Origin of the sequence: Amycolatopsis sp. NBC_01286 (assembly GCF_035982555.1) — a bacterium.
GTDB lineage: Bacteria > Actinomycetota > Actinomycetes > Mycobacteriales > Pseudonocardiaceae > Amycolatopsis.
In genome coordinates, this window is record NZ_CP108428.1 from 4618526 (window position 1) to 4633112 (window position 14587).

Sequence of the window (14587 nt, forward strand, 5' to 3'; positions counted from 1 at the left end):
TCACGACCGCGACCCCCACTGCTCGCGCGTGATCGCGTACTCGACTTCGCCGTGTTCCGCGCCCGGGGCGAGGTCGTGCTCCGGGAACTCGTCGAAGTACGTGCGGATGAGCGTCATCCCCAGCTTTTCCATGACGCGCCGCGAGCGCTGGTTCACCGTCATGGTGAACGCCGTGACGCGCTTGACCCCCAGGTCGTCGAAGCCTTTCGCGAGCAACGCCATCGAGCCTTCGGTGCCGTAGCCCTTGCCCCAGGCCGCTCGGTGCAGCCGGTACCCCAGTTCGGGCTCGTCGGGCGGGTCCGCCGGCCGCGGCCGGAAGTGGAACCAGCCCAGGAAATCGCCCGTGCTCTTCTCGATCGCGGCCCAGAACCCGTAACCGGGGAACCGCTCGTAGTAGCCGAGGAACGCGGGGAGGTCGAGGGTGACGATCTCCGTGCGATCCGCCGGCCGGCCCCCGTCGATGTACTTCATCACCGCGGCGTCGTCGTAGAGGTCGAACAGCGCGTCGGCGTCGCTCTCGGTGAACCGGCGCAGGATCAGCCGCTCGGTCTCGAGGAATACGTGCATTCGGGCGATGCTGGCAGGGCCCCCACTGCGCGGCAACGCAATTACGCGGCGGTCGCGAAGACCTCACCCAGTGCTTGCGAACCGGCTTCGGTGAGTAGTGCCGGGACGCGCTGGCCGCACTTGCCCGGGCGGGCCGGCGCGATCAGGCCCAGGCGGGCCAGCCGGTGCACGGTGGACTGATCGCAGCAGCTCAGGCCGTCGATGAAGAGGTCGGGCTCGCAGCTGCAGCTGATTTCGGCGTGACCCTCGGCCACGGCTCTCAGTGTGGCCCGCTCACGATGGTTCAACGTGGTGATCATGGCGGTGCCTCCTTCCGTCGTTTTCATTAGACGCTTCACCACCGGCAGTTTCCCCTCTCAGCGTGCGAATCCGGGTATTCAGGGGGTGTATTCAGGGGTGATGCGCAGTCTTCGTCCGGGTACCCCTTAGGCCAGTGGTTCCAACGTCGTCTTGCGCAGGTGCCGGAAAATGATCGAAGTGCGGAAGCCGACGATCTCCCGGCGGATCGCGAGGCGGTCGGTGAGGAAGGCGTGCAGCCCGTCGATGTCGGGGGCGGTGACTTCGATCAGGAAATCGTCGCTACCCGCGGTCACGTACACCGACAACACCTCCGGCAGTTCGGCGATCGAGCGCTGGAAGGTGTCGATGACGGCCCGGCTCAGCGGCCGCACCTGCGCCGCGACCAGGGCCCGGACGCCGCGGTTGAGGCTCGCGAGGTCGATGTCGGCGTGGTAACCGCGGATGACGCCGCGCTCCCGCAGCAGCCGGATCCGTTCGAGGCACGTCGACGGCGCGATGCCGACCTTCCGGGCGATCTCGCGGTTGGTCTGCCGGGCGTCCTCCTGCAGCAGGCGCACGATCGCCGAATCAAGTTCGTCCAGCACCGGGTGCTCCTCGTGATTGCCGAATTTAGTTCGGCGACACGTCGACATCGCCGACGATCACTCTAACTTCAGTGCCCATGACCGCACATGAGCAGCTCATCGCCCGTCGTGGCCGCCGATCCGGCGTCACCACGATGGTCGCGATCCATTCGAGCGTCCTCGGCCCGGCCGTCGGCGGCTGCCGCCTCAAGGCCTATCCGAGCCTGACCGACGCCGTCGACGACGTCCTGCGCCTCTCGGCGGCGATGACCGCGAAGTGCGCGGTCGCCGGCCTCGACTTCGGCGGCGCGAAGAGCGTCATCGCGCTGGAGCCCGGCCGGGTGCTCTCTCCGGCGGAACGGCGGGACGTCCTTCTGGACCACGCCGAGCTGATCGCCTCGTTCGACGGCGCGTACCTCGCGGGCCCGGACGTCGGCACCGGCCCGGCCGACATGCTGGTGCTGCGCGAGGTCTCGCCGCACGCGTTCTGCACACCCGAGTCCGCGGGCGGCACGGGCTCGTCGAGCGGCCCGACGGCGCTCGGCGTCCTCGCCGCGCTGCGGGCGGCGTCGGGCACACGCTCGATGGCCGGCCGCCGGGTGGTGATCAGCGGCTACGGCGCGGTCGGGGCCCACCTGGCCGCGAGCCTGCAGGCTTCGGGTGCGTCGGTGGTGGTCTCGGACGTCGACCCGGCGAAGCGTGCCGAGGCTCGCGGCTTCGAGTGGGTCCCGCCGGAGAAAGCGCTCACCCTGACGGCGGACGTCGTCATCCCGGCGGCGGTGGGCGGCGTGCTGAGCCCGGAGAGCGTGGCCCGGCTCGACACGCCGCTGGTGGTGGGCCCGGCGAACAACCAGCTGACCGACGACGCCGTCGCGGACGCGCTGGCCGCCCGGGGCGTGCTGTGGGTGCCGGACTACGTCGCGAGCGCGGGCGGGATCTTGTACACGCTTTCGCGGGAGGCGGAGGGCCTGGACCACGACGCCGCGCTGGCCCGCGTCGAGTCGATCGAAGGGACGGTGGAGGGCATCCTCACGGCCGCACAGGCGCACTCGACGACGCCGTTGCGGGAGGCGGCCGCGCTGGCCGAGCGCCGTCTTACGGCGCCCAGCCCTCGCTGAAGCCGGAGGTCGTGAGGGGCACCCTCAGGGACTTGAGCGCCCTGAGGGTGCCCCTCATGGCACGGCGGCCGGGCGCAGGGCGGCCAGCACCTCGGGCGCCGTCGTGAAGTCGCCCAGCCGGACCGGCTTGCGGTCGCCGTGGAAGTCACTCGAGCCCGTCGTCAGCAGCCCCAGCTCCGCCGCCACCTCCCGCAGCCGCCGCCCGACCTCCGGCGGCTGCTCCGGGTGGTCCGCTTCCAGCCCGGCCAGTCCTGCCGCGGCCAACGTCGCCAGCTGAGCGTCCGACACCTCCGCCCGGCGCTTCGACGAGCGCGGGTGGGCCAGCACCGCCGTGCCGCCGGCCGCGCGGACCAGGGCGATCGCGTCCGTCGTGGGCAGGACGTGCTTCGGGACGTCCGCGCGGCCGCCGTCGGCGAGCCAGTCCGGCGTGAACGCGTCCGTCACCACGCCCGCCGCCACCAGGGCCGCCGCGATGTGGGGGCGGCCAAGCGGGGCGCCGGCGGCGATCGCCTCCACCTGGGCCAGCGTGATCGGCGCGCCCAGCTCGCGGCAGCGGTCCACCATCCGGACCGCGCGGCGGGCGCGGTCGGTGCGGATCAGCTCCAGCTCGGCCGCCAGCGACGCGTCCGCCGGGTCGGCGAAGTAGCCGAGCAGGTGCACCTCGGCGTCGTCGAGCCGGCAGGAGATCTCGACGCCGGGCACCAGCTCGACCCCGGCTTCCGCGGCGGCGGGCGCCGCAAGAGCCAGGCCGGCGAACGTGTCGTGGTCGGTGAGCGCGACCACGGTCAGGCCCGCCCGGGCCGCCAGCCGGGGCAGGTCCGCGGGCGGGGTCGTGCCGTCCGAGGCCGTGCTGTGGGCGTGCAAGTCGATCGTCACACAGCGGATCGTGCCACCGATCGACTTGAATGGGGGCGTGGAGATCCTCACCGACACCGCCACGCTCGCGCTGTACACGACCGACGCCTCCAACTACCGCCACGTGCCCTGGGGCGTCGTGCTGCCGGAGACCGTCGACGACGTCGTCGCCGCGGTCGCCGCCGCCCGCGCCCGGGACCTGCCGGTGATCGCCCGCGGCGGCGGCACCAGCGTCGCCGGGAACGCGTGCGGGCCCGGGCTGGTGATCGACACCTCGCGGCACGTCGGCGGGGTGCTTTCGCTCGACCCGGAGACGCGGCTCGCGCGGGTGCTGCCCGGGACCGTGCTCGACGACCTCCAAGCCGTCGCGGCGCCGCACGGGCTGCGGTTCGGCCCGGACCCCTCGACGCACAGCCGCTGCACGATCGGCGGGATGATCGGCAACAACGCGTGCGGCTCGCACTCGGTGGCGTGGGGCCGCACGGTCGACGTCGTGCGCTCGCTCGACGTCCTGCTCTACGACGGCACGCGGCTGCGGCTCGGCCCGGGCGAGCCCACCGAGGGCCGGGTCTTCGACGAGCTGCGCGCGCTGGTGCGGGACAACCTGGCGTTGCTGCGCAAGGAACTTTCGACGTGGCCGCGGCGCGTCTCCGGCTACGGCCTGGAGCACCTGCTGCCGGAGAACGGCTTCGACGTCGCCAAGGCGCTGGTCGGCTCGGAGGGCACGTGCGTCACCGTGCTGGAGGCGACGGTCGCGCTGGCTGAGCTGCCGCGGCACCGGGTGCTGGCCGTGCTGGGCTTCCCGTCCGACATCGCGGCGGCCGACGCGGTGCCGTCGATCCTGCCGTGGTCGCCGCTGACCGTCGAAGGCGTCGACGCCGAGCTGGTCGCGATGCTCCCCGGCCGCGGAAACGACCTGCCGCCGGGCGGCGCGTGGCTGTTCGTCGAGCTGGCCGGCGCGGACCCGGCCGAGGCCGCCGGACGCGCCCGCGCGCTGGCCGCGTCGCTGGAGCTGACCGGGTCCGTCGTGCTGGACGACCCGGTCGCGCAGCGCAAGCTGTGGCGGATCCGCGAGGAGGGCGCGGGCCTGGCGACCCGGCTCGCGGACGGCTCCGAGGCGTGGCCGGGCTGGGAGGACGCGGCCGTCCCGCCCGAGCGGCTCGGCGCGTACCTGCGCGAGTTCAAGGACCTCATGCGCGCGCACGGGCGCAAGAGCGTCGTCTACGGCCACTACGGCGAGGGCTGTCTGCACCTGCGGCTGGACTTCGATCTCTTGTCACAGCAAGGGATCGCCGGGTTCCGGCGGTTCCTCGAAGAGGCCGCGGACCTCGTCGCGGCGCACGGCGGCTCCCTGTCCGGCGAACACGGCGACGGCCAGGCCCGCTCGGAGCTGCTGTCCCGGATGTACAGCCCGGAGATGATGGCCGTCTTCGCGCGGTTCAAGGCGATCTTCGACCCGGCCGGGCGGATGAACCCCGGCATCATCGTCGAGCCGCGCAAGGTCGACGCGAACCTGCGCGTGCGCCCGGCACCACTGTCCATCGAGGACGTCACGGTGCTCGGCTACCCGGAGGACCGGGGGAGTTTCGGGCAGGCGATGCGCCGCTGCGTCGGCGTCGGGAAGTGCCGCAACACCAGCGGCGGCGGCGTCATGTGCCCGAGCTACCGCGCCACCCGCGAGGAGCAGCACTCGACGCGCGGGCGGGCGCACCTGCTCGCGGAGATGCTCGACGGCGAGGTCATCACGGACGGCTGGCGCTCCGCCGAGGTCCACGACGCGCTCGACTTGTGCTTGTCCTGCAAGGGATGTCTGTCGGACTGCCCGGTGGACGTCGACATGGCGACGTACAAGGCGGAGTTCCTGCACCAGCACTACCGGCGGCGGCTGCGCCCGGCGGCGCACTACTCGATGGGCTGGCTGCCGCTGTGGCTGCGGGCCAGCGCGCGGGCGCCGCGGCTGGCCAACGCCGTCGGCCGCTCGCCGCGGCTGTCCGGCCTGCTGAAACGGCTGGGCGGGATCGCGCCGGAACGCGCGCTGCCGGAGTTCGCGCGGAAGCCGTTCACGACGGCGCGGGCCGACCTGCGGCGCCGGGCTTCCGGCGACCGGAAAGTCGTGCTGTGGCCGGATTCGTTCAACAACTACCTGACGCCGTCCGTCCTCGACGCGGCCCACGAGGTGCTGACCGCGGCCGGCTACGACGTCGTGCTGCCCGACCGCGGTGTCTGCTGTGGACTGACGTGGGTCTCGACCGGCCAGCTCGACGTCGCCCGCCGGGTGCTGCGCCGGACCCTGGACGTGCTGGCGCCCTACCTCGACGCGGGGTACGAGGTCGCCGGGCTGGAGCCGAGCTGCACGGCGCTGTTCCGCGGCGACCTCCCGGCGCTCCTGCCGGACGACGAGCGCGCGTCGTTGCTGGCAGCTCGGACGGCCACCTTCGCGGAGCTGCTGGAGCGCGCCACGATCCCGTTCGCGGCCTTGGACGTCGACACGATCACCCAGGTCCACTGCCACCAGCACGCGGTCCTCGGCTTCACGGCCGACGAGTCGGCGATGGCGGCGGCGGGCGTCCGCAACACGACGCTCGACTCGGGATGTTGTGGCCTGGCGGGCAACTTCGGCTTCGAGCGCGGCCACTACGACGTCTCGAAGGCGGTGGCGGAGGACCGCATGCTCCCGGCGATCCGCGCAGCTTCGGAAGACACGGTCGTCGTCTCCGACGGCTTCAGCTGCCGGACCCAGATCGCCCAGGAGTCGGGCCGCCAGGCACTGCACCTGGCGGAACTGCTGCGGCGCGCGTTGCCCTGACGAGGCGGCACTTTCACGTGAAAGTGCCGCCTTGCTCGAGCGTTATTCCGTGCGCTCCAGCAAGGTCCGGGTGGCGGCGAGCACCAGGCGGCAGATGTCGTCCGGGTCCGCGCTGGCCAGGGGCTCCTTCGCGGTGACCTCGCGGACCAGGCCGATGCCCAGCAGCCAGGCCAGCGCGAGGTCGGCGCGCAGCTCGGCGTCCGGTGCGTCGGTCAGGCCCGCCAGCGTGCCGGCGTACTCGCGGCCCAGCTCCTGCCGCATCGCGGCCGCGGCACTGTCGCTGCCCGGTGACCGCAGGTACGTCTCCAGGGTGCGGTTGCGCTCGCCGCCCGGTTCCAGCATGGCGCGCAACGTCGCGCTGAACAGCCGTTCCGGCGAGTTCGAGGCGATCTGCTCCCGCGTGTTCCGCGCGATGACCGCCTCGAACAACGCCTCTTTGCTGCCGAAGTAGCGGAAGAGCAGCGACTGGTTGGCGCCTGCTTCCTTCGCGATGTCCCGCACGGTGGTCCGGTCGAAACCGCGGTCGGCGAACAGGTCCGCGGCGGCGTCGAGCAGCGCCAGCCGCGTCGCGGCGGCGTCCCGCTTCCGGCCCGGCTGTTCGGTCACCGCTGAAGGTTAACCGGCAAACCGGACGCGGGTGCGGTGCGGTCAGGCCTCGGCGAGCCGGATCGCCGCGGCCGGGCAGGTCAGCTCCGCCTGGCGCGCCGCGTCCCGCTCACCGGCCGGCGGCTCCTCCGCGAGGAGGACCACCGTGCCGTCGTCTTCGTTCTGGTCGAACGTCTCCGGCGCCAGCAGCACGCACTGGCCCGACGAGACGCACTTCCCGGTGTCGACGCTGATCTTCACGGGGTGCTCCTCACCAGGTGACGGGGACGCGGTCGACGCCGCCCGCGACGCGGTTCACGCGGACGGCGATGTCGTCGAGGCCGACGGCCAAGCGCATGTCCGGGAAGGCGCGGAACAGAGCGGGGAAGACCGTCCGCAGCTCGGTGCGGGCCAGGTTGGCGCCGATGCAGACGTGCGCACCGGTGCCGAAGGCGAGGTGGACGTTCGGGGTGCGGCCCGGGTCGAACTCGTCCGGGTCGGCGAACGCCGCGGCGTCGCGGTTGGCCGCGTCGCTGGAGATGAGCACGGCGTCGCCGCGCATGATCCGGGTCCCGGCGACCTCGACGTCCTCGTGCGCGTAGCGCAGCAGGCCGGTGCCGCTGGTGGCCGTCATCCGCAGGATCTCCTCGACGGTCTGGTTCACCTCGCCATCGGGATCGGCCACGAAGCGGTCGCGGCGGGCGGTGTCGGTGAGCAGGAACAGCACGCCCATCGCGATCCGGGTGGACGTCGTCTCGTGGCCGGCGAACAGCAGTCCGGCGGCGAGCCGCGCGAGGTCGTCGTCGGTGAAGGCCGGGTCGTCGGCCTGGACCGCGACCATGTCGGAGATGACGTCGGCCTGCGGGTTCGCGCGCTTGGCGTCGGCCAGGCCGGTCATGTAGGCCTTGAACTCGGTCATCGCGGCCTGCGCGTCGGCGCCGCCGTCCATCACGGCGATCCGCTCCGACAGGTTCCGGAAGTGCTCGCGGTCGGCGAACGGGACGCCGAGCAGCTCGCAGATCACCAGCACCGGCAAGGGGAACGCGAGCAGCTCGGTCAGGTTGACCGGCTCGCCGGGGTGGGCGTCGTGCGCCGCCCGCATGTCGTCGAGGCAGCGGGTGGTCAGCTCGTCGATCCGGTCGCCGAGGGCGCGCATCCGCGGCGCGGAGAAGGCGGGCGCCAGCATCCGGCGCATCCGCTTGTGCTCCTGCTCTTCGGTGTCGAAGTCGCCGCTCGGGCCGTCCTGGATCGCGGCGTGGGAGATGCGCGACGCCTGCTCGGGCGCCGGGTGCGAGCGGCCGAAACGCTTGTCGCGGAACACTTCCTTGGCTTCCTCGAACGACGTCACCAGCCACGCCGGGTCGCCGGCGGGGGTGAGCACCCGGCTGACCGGGGCCTGCTGCCGGAGCGCTTCGTAGTCCGGCGCGATCGCGAGCGCGTTGGCGCGGGCGAAGGGCAGCCGAGGGGTTTCTTCAGTGGTGGTCATGAACCGCTCCTCGTTTCAGTTCGGCGAGCCAGGCGCGTTCGGTGTCGAACTGCTCGCAGACGTGCCGCATGGTGGCGCGGCTCCACGGATCGGCCTGGTCGGCGAGCAGCCGGGTCAGCCGCTCGTGTTCGGCCGCGAGCCCGCGGTCGCGGACGTCGATGACGCGTATCCGCTCGCTTTCGCGCAGCCAGCCGAAGTTCCCCACCCTGGCGAGGAACTCGGCTTCGTTGAGCGCGAGGTCGTCCGGGAAGTCGGCGAGCATGTCGTGCAGCAGCTCCCGCCCGACGTCGGTGACGGTGTAGACGTGCCGCGGCGGTTTGGCCTCCTGTTCCTCCGCGCTGCGGCTCACCGCGCCGGCGTCGACGAAGCGCCGCAGCGTCGGGTACAGCGAGTTGTTCGACAAGGTGTGGCCGGTCGAGGCCTCCACGGCCTTGCGGAGCTCGTAACCGTGCATCGGTTCGCGGGCCAGTCTCGACAGCAGCAGGATCTCGATCCACACCTAGGTCACCGTAACCTAGGTTTCCGTGACTCGGCAATGGCTCATGGTGACAACCGGCCGGAAACTTTCCGTCGTCCGGCGCGGCGCCACGACCTGGCAGGATCGCGGCATGGAACGTGTGGTCGGCATCGGTGGGTACTTTCTCCGCGCGGCGGATCCGGCGGCGCTCAGCGCCTGGTACCGGGAGAAACTCGGCCTTGACACCGACGAGCACGGGGCCTGGCGGCAGGAGGCGGGCCCCACGGTCTTCGCGCCGTTCGAGGCGGACACCGACTACTTCGGCGCACGCTCCCAGCAGACGATGCTCAACTTCCGGGTCCGCGACCTCGACGCCATGCTGGCGCAGCTGCGCCAGCATGGCGCCGACGTCGCGGCCGAGGCCCAGGAGTTCGACGGCGTCGGCAAGTTCGGCTGGGTCACCGACCCCGAGGGCAACCGCGTCGAACTCTGGCAGCCCGCCGGCTGAGCCGCCCGCGGTGCACGCAGCGTGGTCACCGGAACGCTCGACGTGAGCCCCGAAGCTGTGTAGCGTTTTAAGCAAGCGGTTGCTTACAAACGAGACCACGGGGGGTTCCCGCATGACCACCACGCACACCGAGGCGCTCGCGTACCCGTTCAACGAGGAGGCCGGGCTCGACCTGAACGAGGCCTACGCCGCCGCCCGCGACGCGGACGGCATGGTGCGGGTCAAGATGACCTACGGCGAGCCCGCCTGGCTGGCCACGCGCTACGCCGACGCCCGGCTCGTGCTGGGGGACCGCCGTTTCTCGCGGGCGATGGAGAAGGAGAAGGACGCTCCCCGCCGCTCGCCTGTGCAGCGCGACGGCGGCATCCTGCAGATGGACCCGCCCGACCACACGCGGCTGCGGACGCTCGTCGCGAAGGCGTTCACCATGCGCCGCGTCGAGCTGCTCCGCCCGCGCGTCGCCCGGCTCGCGGCCGAGCTGATCGCCGACATGAAGGCCTCCGGAGCGACCGCGGACCTCGTCGACGCCTACGCGCTGCCGATCCCGGTCGCCGTGATCTGCGAGCTGCTCGGCGTCCCGGTCGCGGACCGGCCGAAGTTCCGCGTCTGGAGCGACGCCGCGCTGTCCACCAGCGGGCTGACCCCCGAGGAGTTCGAGCGCAACCGCGAGGAGCTGCGCGACTACATGCGCGGCCTGATCGCCGAACACCGCTCGGCGCCGCAGGACGACCTGATGACGGCGTTGATCGAGGCCCGCGACACCCGCGACCGGCTGACCGAGCTGGAGCTGGTCGACCTGTGCGTCGGCATCCTCGTCGCCGGCCACGAGACCACCGCGAGCCAGATCCCCAACTTCGTCTACGCGCTGCTGGACCAGCCCGGGCAGTGGAAGCGGCTGCAGGAGGACCCGGACTTGATCCCGGCCGCGGTCGAGGAGCTGCTGCGGTTCGTGCCGCTGGGCGCCGGCGCCGGGTTCGCGCGCTACGCCACCGAAGACATCGAGGTCGGCGGGGTGCTCGTGCGGGCGGGCGAGCCGGTGCTGGTGGCGGTCGGCGCGGCCAACCGCGACCGGCTGCAGTTCGACGACGCGGACCGGTTGCGCTTCGACCGCGGAGACAGCCACCACCTCGGCTTCGGCCACGGCGTCCACCACTGCCTCGGCGCGCCGCTCGCCCGGCTCGAGCTGCAGGAGGCGCTCCGCGCGTTGGTCACCGAGCTGCCCGGGCTGCACCTCGCGGGCGATATCGTGTGGAAGACGCAGATGCTCGTCCGCGGACCGCGGTCGATGCCGATCGGCTGGTGACTCGGAAGGTGACCATGAGCTGGCACGTGGAGGTCGACGAACACACCTGCATCGGATCGGGGATGTGCGCGTCCCTGATGCCCGAGGTGTTCGCGCTGGACGGTGCCGTCGCGCGCACGGTCACCGATGAGGTCGACGCGGACGAGACGGTGCTCGACGCCGCCGACTCGTGCCCGGCGATGGCGATCCTGGTGACCGACGGCGGCCGCGAGATCGGCCCGCGTCCCTAGGGGACGTAGCGGCCGTTTTCGGTGACCACGGCGGTGATCAGCGCCGCCGGGGTGACGTCGAACGCGGGGTTGAACACCTCGGCGCCCGGCGGCGTGATGCCGACGCCGGCGTATTCGGTGAGCTCGCGGGCGTCGCGTTCCTCGATGGTGATGCCCGTGCCGTCCGCGAGCGATCTGTCCACTGTGGACGACGGCGCGACGACGACGAACGGCACGCCGTGGTGCGCGGCGGCGATGGCCAGGCCGTAGGTGCCGATCTTGTTGGCCACGTCGCCGTTGGCGGCGATCCGGTCGGCGCCGACGAGCACGCAGTCGACCATCCCGCGGGCCATCGCCGCGGCGGCCGCGCCGTCGGGCTGGACGCGGTAGGGCACGCCGGCCTGCGCCAGCTCCCACGCCGTCAGCCGGGAGCCCTGCAGCAGCGGGCGCGTCTCGTCGACGAGCACCTCCTCGACGAGCCCGCGCTCGTGCAGGTGCCAGACGACGCCGAGCGCGCTGCCCCACGCGACGGTCGCGAGCCGGCCGGCGTTGCAGTGGCTCAGCAGCCGCAGCGGCCGGCGCGGGCACGCGGCCAGCACGATCTCGGCGGCGTGCGCGGACGCCGTCCGGTTGAGTTCTTCGTCCTCGGTCAGCAGGGCGCGCGCTTCGGCGAGGACGGCGTCGGCCCCTTGGTCGAGCTTGGCCAGCGCGCGTTCCACCCCCCACCGCAGGTTGACGGCGGTGGGGCGGGCGGCCGCGACCAGCTCGGCGTCGGCCCGGACGTCGCCGCCGTGCCGGGCCGCGAGCGCGACGCCGAGCGCACCGGCACCCCCGAGCGCGGGCGCACCGCGGACGGCGAGCCGCTTGATGGCGTCGACCAGCTCGCCGACGGTGCGCAGCTCCAGCAGCCGGTAGTCGCCGGGCAGCGCGGTCTGGTCGATGATGACGATCGCGCCGTCCGCCCAGTCGATGGTCCTGCGCACGCGCCCTCCCGAAATCCGGTTGCCCGCCCGGAGAGGATGCGGGACGTGACCATTCAACGGCAGAACCCGCCCGGCCTGCACGCGACGCCGGGCTACCACCACGTGACGGTGGCCGCGGCGGGCCGCACGGTGTACCTGGCGGGCCAGTGCCCCCTGACCGCGGCGGGCAAGGTCGTCGACGGAGACGTGCTGGCCCAGACCGACCAGGTGGTCGCCAACACCCTGGCCGCGCTGGCCTTCGCGGGCGCGACCCCGGAGGACGTGGTCCGCACGGTGATCTACGTGGTGACCGACGACCGCGCGACGCTGTCGGCGGTCTGGGACCGCCTGACGGAGTCGCCACTCGGCGCGGCCTTCACCACGGCGAGCACGCTGCTGGGGGTGGCACAGCTCGGGTACACGGACCAGCTGGTGGAACTGGACGTCACGGCGGCGCTGGCCTGAGCCCGCCCGCCCGAACCAGCTCCGCCCAGCCCCAGCCCCGCCCGAACCGGCCCGCCTGCGTCCGGCCCACGATTCCCAGCCCTGCTGGGGTCAGAGTCCGGCCATCAGGTCCGTCTCCGTGATGCCCGGGCCCTGGCCCGCGCGGATGTACCACTCTGTGCCGAACGCGAAGGCGAACGCTTCGTCCGGCATGGCCAGCATGAACGTGTCCTCGCTGATCTGGCTCGGGTGGGCGCGCATCGCCGCGCGCTTGGCGTCCACGTATTTCGAGACGTCCACCGCCGCCGTGATCTCGGCTTCCGGCTTGCCGAACTCGACGTTCTCCGGCGGGTTCGGCCTCGCCTCCGGCGGCATCAGGCCCTCCTCGACCGCCGCGTCGAAGCCGCGCTGCATGAACTCGCGGTTGAACGTCGCCTGGAAGACGCGGGGGGTGCCGGCCAGCTCGGCCGCGCGGACGCCGACGCGGTGGACCTGGATGTGGTCGGGGTGGCCGTAATCGCCGTTGTCGTCGTAGACCGTCAGCACGCTCGCCGACTCTTCGCGCAGGATCGCCGCGAGCTGGACGGCGGCCGCTTCGACGTCGGCCTGCCAGAAGCACGCCGGATCGTCGTTCGTCGCTTCGCCCATCATCCCGGAGTCGCGGTAGCCGAGGAACTCGACGCGCTCCACGCCGAGGATCTTCGCGGCCGCGTGCGCCTCCTGGACGCGGCGGTCCTCGAGCTTTTCGCCCTCGGCGAGGAATCCGTCGGGTACTTCGCCGACCTCGCCGCGCGTCGCGACGACCAGCACGACGCGGTGGCCGTCCTCGACGGCCTTGCGCATGACGCCGGCGGTGCGCAGGCACTCGTCGTCGGGGTGGGCGTGGAAGGTGACCAGTGTTGCCATGAAACCGACGCTACCGGCAACCCCCGACAAATTCCGCGCGGACCGCTAAGGTCCGCGGTCGTGGACGGTGAGAAGCGCACGCTGCTGCGGTACCTGCACGCCCAGCGGGCCGCCGTCCTGGCGATCCTCGAAGGACTGGGGGAGCCGGCGCTGACGACACCGGTCCTGCCGTCCGGCTGGACCCCGCTGGGCATGGTGGAGCACCTCGGGTACGCCGAGCGGTTCTGGTTCCAGGAGATCGTCACCGGCACCGCCGGCCCGGTCGCCTGGCCGGACGACGACCACGCGCCGCTGACGACTCCGCGCGCCCCGGCCGTCGTGTTCGCCTTCTACCGCGAACAATGCCGCCGGTCCGACGAGATCTTCGCCGCGACGCCGCTCGACACGCCGTCGAAGGGCCGGTTTCCCGACCTGCCCGAGGCGGAGATCGCCGACCTGCGCGGGGTCGTGCTGCACGTGATCGAGGAGACGGCCCGGCACGCCGGCCAGCTGGACGTCGTGCGCGAGCTGATCGACGGCCGCACCGGGCTCGGCCCGCGCTAGGCACTGCCGGAGTAAGTCAAGCTCGCGGTCTTCGCGCCCAGGCGGCCCCTGGCGGCACGGGCGGGATCACCCGAGTACGACCCGGTACGAGGGTGACCCGCCCGCACCGCCAGGAACCACCTGGATCACGAAGCCCATCGAGCAGACTCACTCCGGCAGCGCCTAGTCCAGCTGTTCCTTCGAACACCACCACGTAGACCGGCCGCCGACCGTGCCGTGCGCCATCTCCGCGCCGCAGCGGGGGCAGTGGTCGCCGGCGCGGCGGTGCCCGATGATCTCGCCGGTGTGCACCCCGCCGTGCTTGATCGCGGCGCGCAACGCCTTCTTCAGTGCCTTGTGGAGCTCGGTGAGCTCGTCGCCGGTCAGGCCGTCCACCGGCCGCGACGGGCTCAGCGCGGCCTGCCACAGGGTTTCGTCGGCCAGCAGGTTGCCGATGCCGGCCACCACGGACTGGTCGAGCAGCCGCGCCTTCAGCGGCGCCCGGCCGCGGCCGACGCGCTCCCGGAAGTCCGCCCGCGAGATCTCGCCGGCGTCGGGGCCCAGCGCGTCGAGATCGGGGTCGAGCCGCACCCGGCCCAGCCGTCGCGTGTCGAACAGGACCAGCTGTTCGCCGTCGGTGAAGGTGATCCCGAACCGGAACCACTCGGGTTTCTCCACGCGGCCGCTGAGCTGCTCCGGGCCGAGCGGCCCGCGCTCGTCGCCGAGCCGCAGCTGGCCGGCCATCCCCAGGTGCAGGCCGAGGTTCGGGCCGGGCTGCCCGTCGCCGCCTTCGGTTTCGCACCACAGCGTCTTGCCGCGCCGGCGCGCGGCGGTCAGCCGCCCGCCGGTCAGCGCGGCGGCGATCTCACCGGGCGGATGCGGCCGGCAGACCCAGTCGTCGTGGTCGTCGACGTCACGGATCTTGCGGCCGAGCGCGCCGATGAGAACCTGACGGGCGAGCTCGACCTCGGGGAGTTCCGGCACGCCGCCCAGTCT

The 14587-nt window shown here is 72.5% G+C and carries 18 protein-coding genes; 7 read left to right on the forward strand and 11 right to left on the reverse strand.

What is annotated here, in order from left to right:
- The 3 genes from OG570_RS22215 to OG570_RS22225 all read right to left on the reverse strand — a co-directional run bounded on the left by OG570_RS22215 (position 1) and on the right by OG570_RS22225 (position 1448).
- Positions 1-567: a GNAT family N-acetyltransferase gene (locus OG570_RS22215; protein ID WP_326958970.1), complete on the reverse strand. Its 567-nt coding sequence runs from the start codon at positions 565-567 to the stop codon at positions 1-3.
- A 41-nt stretch (positions 568-608) separates the two neighbouring features.
- Positions 609-866, reverse strand: a complete 258-nt coding sequence (locus tag OG570_RS22220; protein WP_247055854.1) for a hypothetical protein — start codon at positions 864-866, stop codon at positions 609-611.
- 126 nt (positions 867-992) lie between these two features.
- A complete protein-coding gene (locus OG570_RS22225; protein WP_326960126.1) occupies positions 993-1448 on the reverse strand; it encodes an Lrp/AsnC family transcriptional regulator in 456 nt (151 codons plus the stop codon).
- Between the two features lie 80 nt (positions 1449-1528).
- On the opposite strand from OG570_RS22225, the gene OG570_RS22230 reads away from it, so the two are divergent.
- Positions 1529-2548, forward strand: coding sequence for a Glu/Leu/Phe/Val dehydrogenase dimerization domain-containing protein (locus OG570_RS22230; RefSeq protein WP_326958972.1), 1020 nt, complete (start codon positions 1529-1531; stop codon positions 2546-2548).
- Positions 2549-2602: 54 nt separating this feature from the next.
- Here the strand turns inward: OG570_RS22230 and OG570_RS22235 are convergent, their stop codons facing one another.
- Entirely contained in the window at positions 2603-3424 is an 822-nt protein-coding gene (locus OG570_RS22235; RefSeq protein WP_326958974.1) for a PHP domain-containing protein, read from the reverse strand.
- 37 nt (positions 3425-3461) lie between these two features.
- Here OG570_RS22235 and OG570_RS22240 point away from each other — a divergent pair, with 37 nt between their 5' ends.
- Positions 3462-6209, forward strand: coding sequence for an FAD-binding and (Fe-S)-binding domain-containing protein (locus OG570_RS22240; RefSeq protein ID WP_326958977.1), 2748 nt, complete (start codon positions 3462-3464; stop codon positions 6207-6209).
- A gap of 42 nt (positions 6210-6251) precedes the next feature.
- Here OG570_RS22240 and OG570_RS22245 read toward each other — a convergent pair whose 3' ends face one another.
- From OG570_RS22245 to OG570_RS22260, 4 genes are read right to left on the reverse strand one after another with little or no spacing between them, the layout of a single operon-like run.
- Positions 6252-6815 carry a TetR/AcrR family transcriptional regulator gene (locus OG570_RS22245; RefSeq protein ID WP_326943617.1) on the reverse strand — a complete coding sequence of 188 codons (564 nt, stop codon included), beginning with the start codon at positions 6813-6815 and terminating at the stop codon, positions 6252-6254.
- A gap of 42 nt (positions 6816-6857) precedes the next feature.
- A complete protein-coding gene (locus tag OG570_RS22250; protein ID WP_326943616.1) occupies positions 6858-7055 on the reverse strand; it encodes a ferredoxin in 198 nt (65 codons plus the stop codon).
- 10 nt (positions 7056-7065) lie between these two features.
- Positions 7066-8280, reverse strand: a complete 1215-nt coding sequence (locus tag OG570_RS22255; protein ID WP_326958979.1) for a cytochrome P450 — start codon at positions 8278-8280, stop codon at positions 7066-7068.
- Entirely contained in the window at positions 8267-8779 is a 513-nt protein-coding gene (locus tag OG570_RS22260) for a PadR family transcriptional regulator (protein WP_326958981.1), read from the reverse strand. The genes OG570_RS22255 and OG570_RS22260 overlap by 14 nt, the downstream gene beginning before the upstream one ends.
- A gap of 109 nt (positions 8780-8888) precedes the next feature.
- On the opposite strand from OG570_RS22260, the gene OG570_RS22265 reads away from it, so the two are divergent.
- From OG570_RS22265 to OG570_RS22275, 3 genes are all read left to right on the forward strand, one after another.
- Entirely contained in the window at positions 8889-9245 is a 357-nt protein-coding gene (locus OG570_RS22265; RefSeq protein WP_326958984.1) for a VOC family protein, read from the forward strand.
- A gap of 112 nt (positions 9246-9357) precedes the next feature.
- Entirely contained in the window at positions 9358-10548 is a 1191-nt protein-coding gene (locus OG570_RS22270) for a cytochrome P450 (RefSeq protein ID WP_326958986.1), read from the forward strand.
- A 14-nt stretch (positions 10549-10562) separates the two neighbouring features.
- Positions 10563-10778 carry a ferredoxin gene (locus tag OG570_RS22275; RefSeq protein WP_326943611.1) on the forward strand — a complete coding sequence of 72 codons (216 nt, stop codon included), beginning with the start codon at positions 10563-10565 and terminating at the stop codon, positions 10776-10778.
- On the opposite strand, the gene mtnA is transcribed toward OG570_RS22275, so the two are convergent.
- The gene (mtnA, locus tag OG570_RS22280) at positions 10775-11740 is read right to left on the reverse strand and encodes an S-methyl-5-thioribose-1-phosphate isomerase (RefSeq protein WP_326958988.1); all 966 of its coding nucleotides are present in this window, start codon (positions 11738-11740) and stop codon (positions 10775-10777) included. The genes OG570_RS22275 and mtnA overlap by 4 nt on opposite strands.
- 36 nt (positions 11741-11776) lie before the next feature.
- Here mtnA and OG570_RS22285 point away from each other — a divergent pair, with 36 nt between their 5' ends.
- Positions 11777-12184, forward strand: a complete 408-nt coding sequence (locus OG570_RS22285) for a RidA family protein (RefSeq protein WP_326958990.1) — start codon at positions 11777-11779, stop codon at positions 12182-12184.
- 90 nt (positions 12185-12274) lie between these two features.
- Here OG570_RS22285 and OG570_RS22290 read toward each other — a convergent pair whose 3' ends face one another.
- A complete protein-coding gene (locus tag OG570_RS22290) occupies positions 12275-13069 on the reverse strand; it encodes a PIG-L family deacetylase (protein WP_326958992.1) in 795 nt (264 codons plus the stop codon).
- 60 nt (positions 13070-13129) lie between these two features.
- Here OG570_RS22290 and OG570_RS22295 point away from each other — a divergent pair, with 60 nt between their 5' ends.
- Positions 13130-13612 carry a DinB family protein gene (locus tag OG570_RS22295; RefSeq protein WP_326958994.1) on the forward strand — a complete coding sequence of 161 codons (483 nt, stop codon included), beginning with the start codon at positions 13130-13132 and terminating at the stop codon, positions 13610-13612.
- A gap of 162 nt (positions 13613-13774) precedes the next feature.
- Here the strand turns inward: OG570_RS22295 and OG570_RS22300 are convergent, their stop codons facing one another.
- Positions 13775-14575, reverse strand: coding sequence for an Fpg/Nei family DNA glycosylase (locus OG570_RS22300; protein WP_326958995.1), 801 nt, complete (start codon positions 14573-14575; stop codon positions 13775-13777).
- Positions 14576-14587 lie beyond the last annotated feature (12 nt).

Excerpts from the sequence above, each read along its gene's own strand:
- OG570_RS22270 (WP_326958986.1), top strand. The coding sequence starts at position 9,358 with ATGACCACCACGCACACCGAGGCGCTCGCGTACCCGTTCAACGAGGAG.
- OG570_RS22285 (WP_326958990.1), top strand. The coding sequence starts at position 11,777 with ATGCGGGACGTGACCATTCAACGGCAGAACCCGCCCGGCCTGCACGCG.
- OG570_RS22290 (WP_326958992.1), bottom strand. The coding sequence starts at position 13,069 with ATGGCAACACTGGTCACCTTCCACGCCCACCCCGACGACGAGTGCCTG.
- OG570_RS22220 (WP_247055854.1), bottom strand. The coding sequence starts at position 866 with ATGATCACCACGTTGAACCATCGTGAGCGGGCCACACTGAGAGCCGTG.
- OG570_RS22255 (WP_326958979.1), bottom strand. The coding sequence starts at position 8,280 with ATGACCACCACTGAAGAAACCCCTCGGCTGCCCTTCGCCCGCGCCAAC.
- OG570_RS22275 (WP_326943611.1), top strand. The coding sequence starts at position 10,563 with ATGAGCTGGCACGTGGAGGTCGACGAACACACCTGCATCGGATCGGGG.
- OG570_RS22265 (WP_326958984.1), top strand. The coding sequence starts at position 8,889 with ATGGAACGTGTGGTCGGCATCGGTGGGTACTTTCTCCGCGCGGCGGAT.
- OG570_RS22215 (WP_326958970.1), bottom strand. The coding sequence starts at position 567 with ATGCACGTATTCCTCGAGACCGAGCGGCTGATCCTGCGCCGGTTCACC.
- OG570_RS22230 (WP_326958972.1), top strand. The coding sequence starts at position 1,529 with ATGACCGCACATGAGCAGCTCATCGCCCGTCGTGGCCGCCGATCCGGC.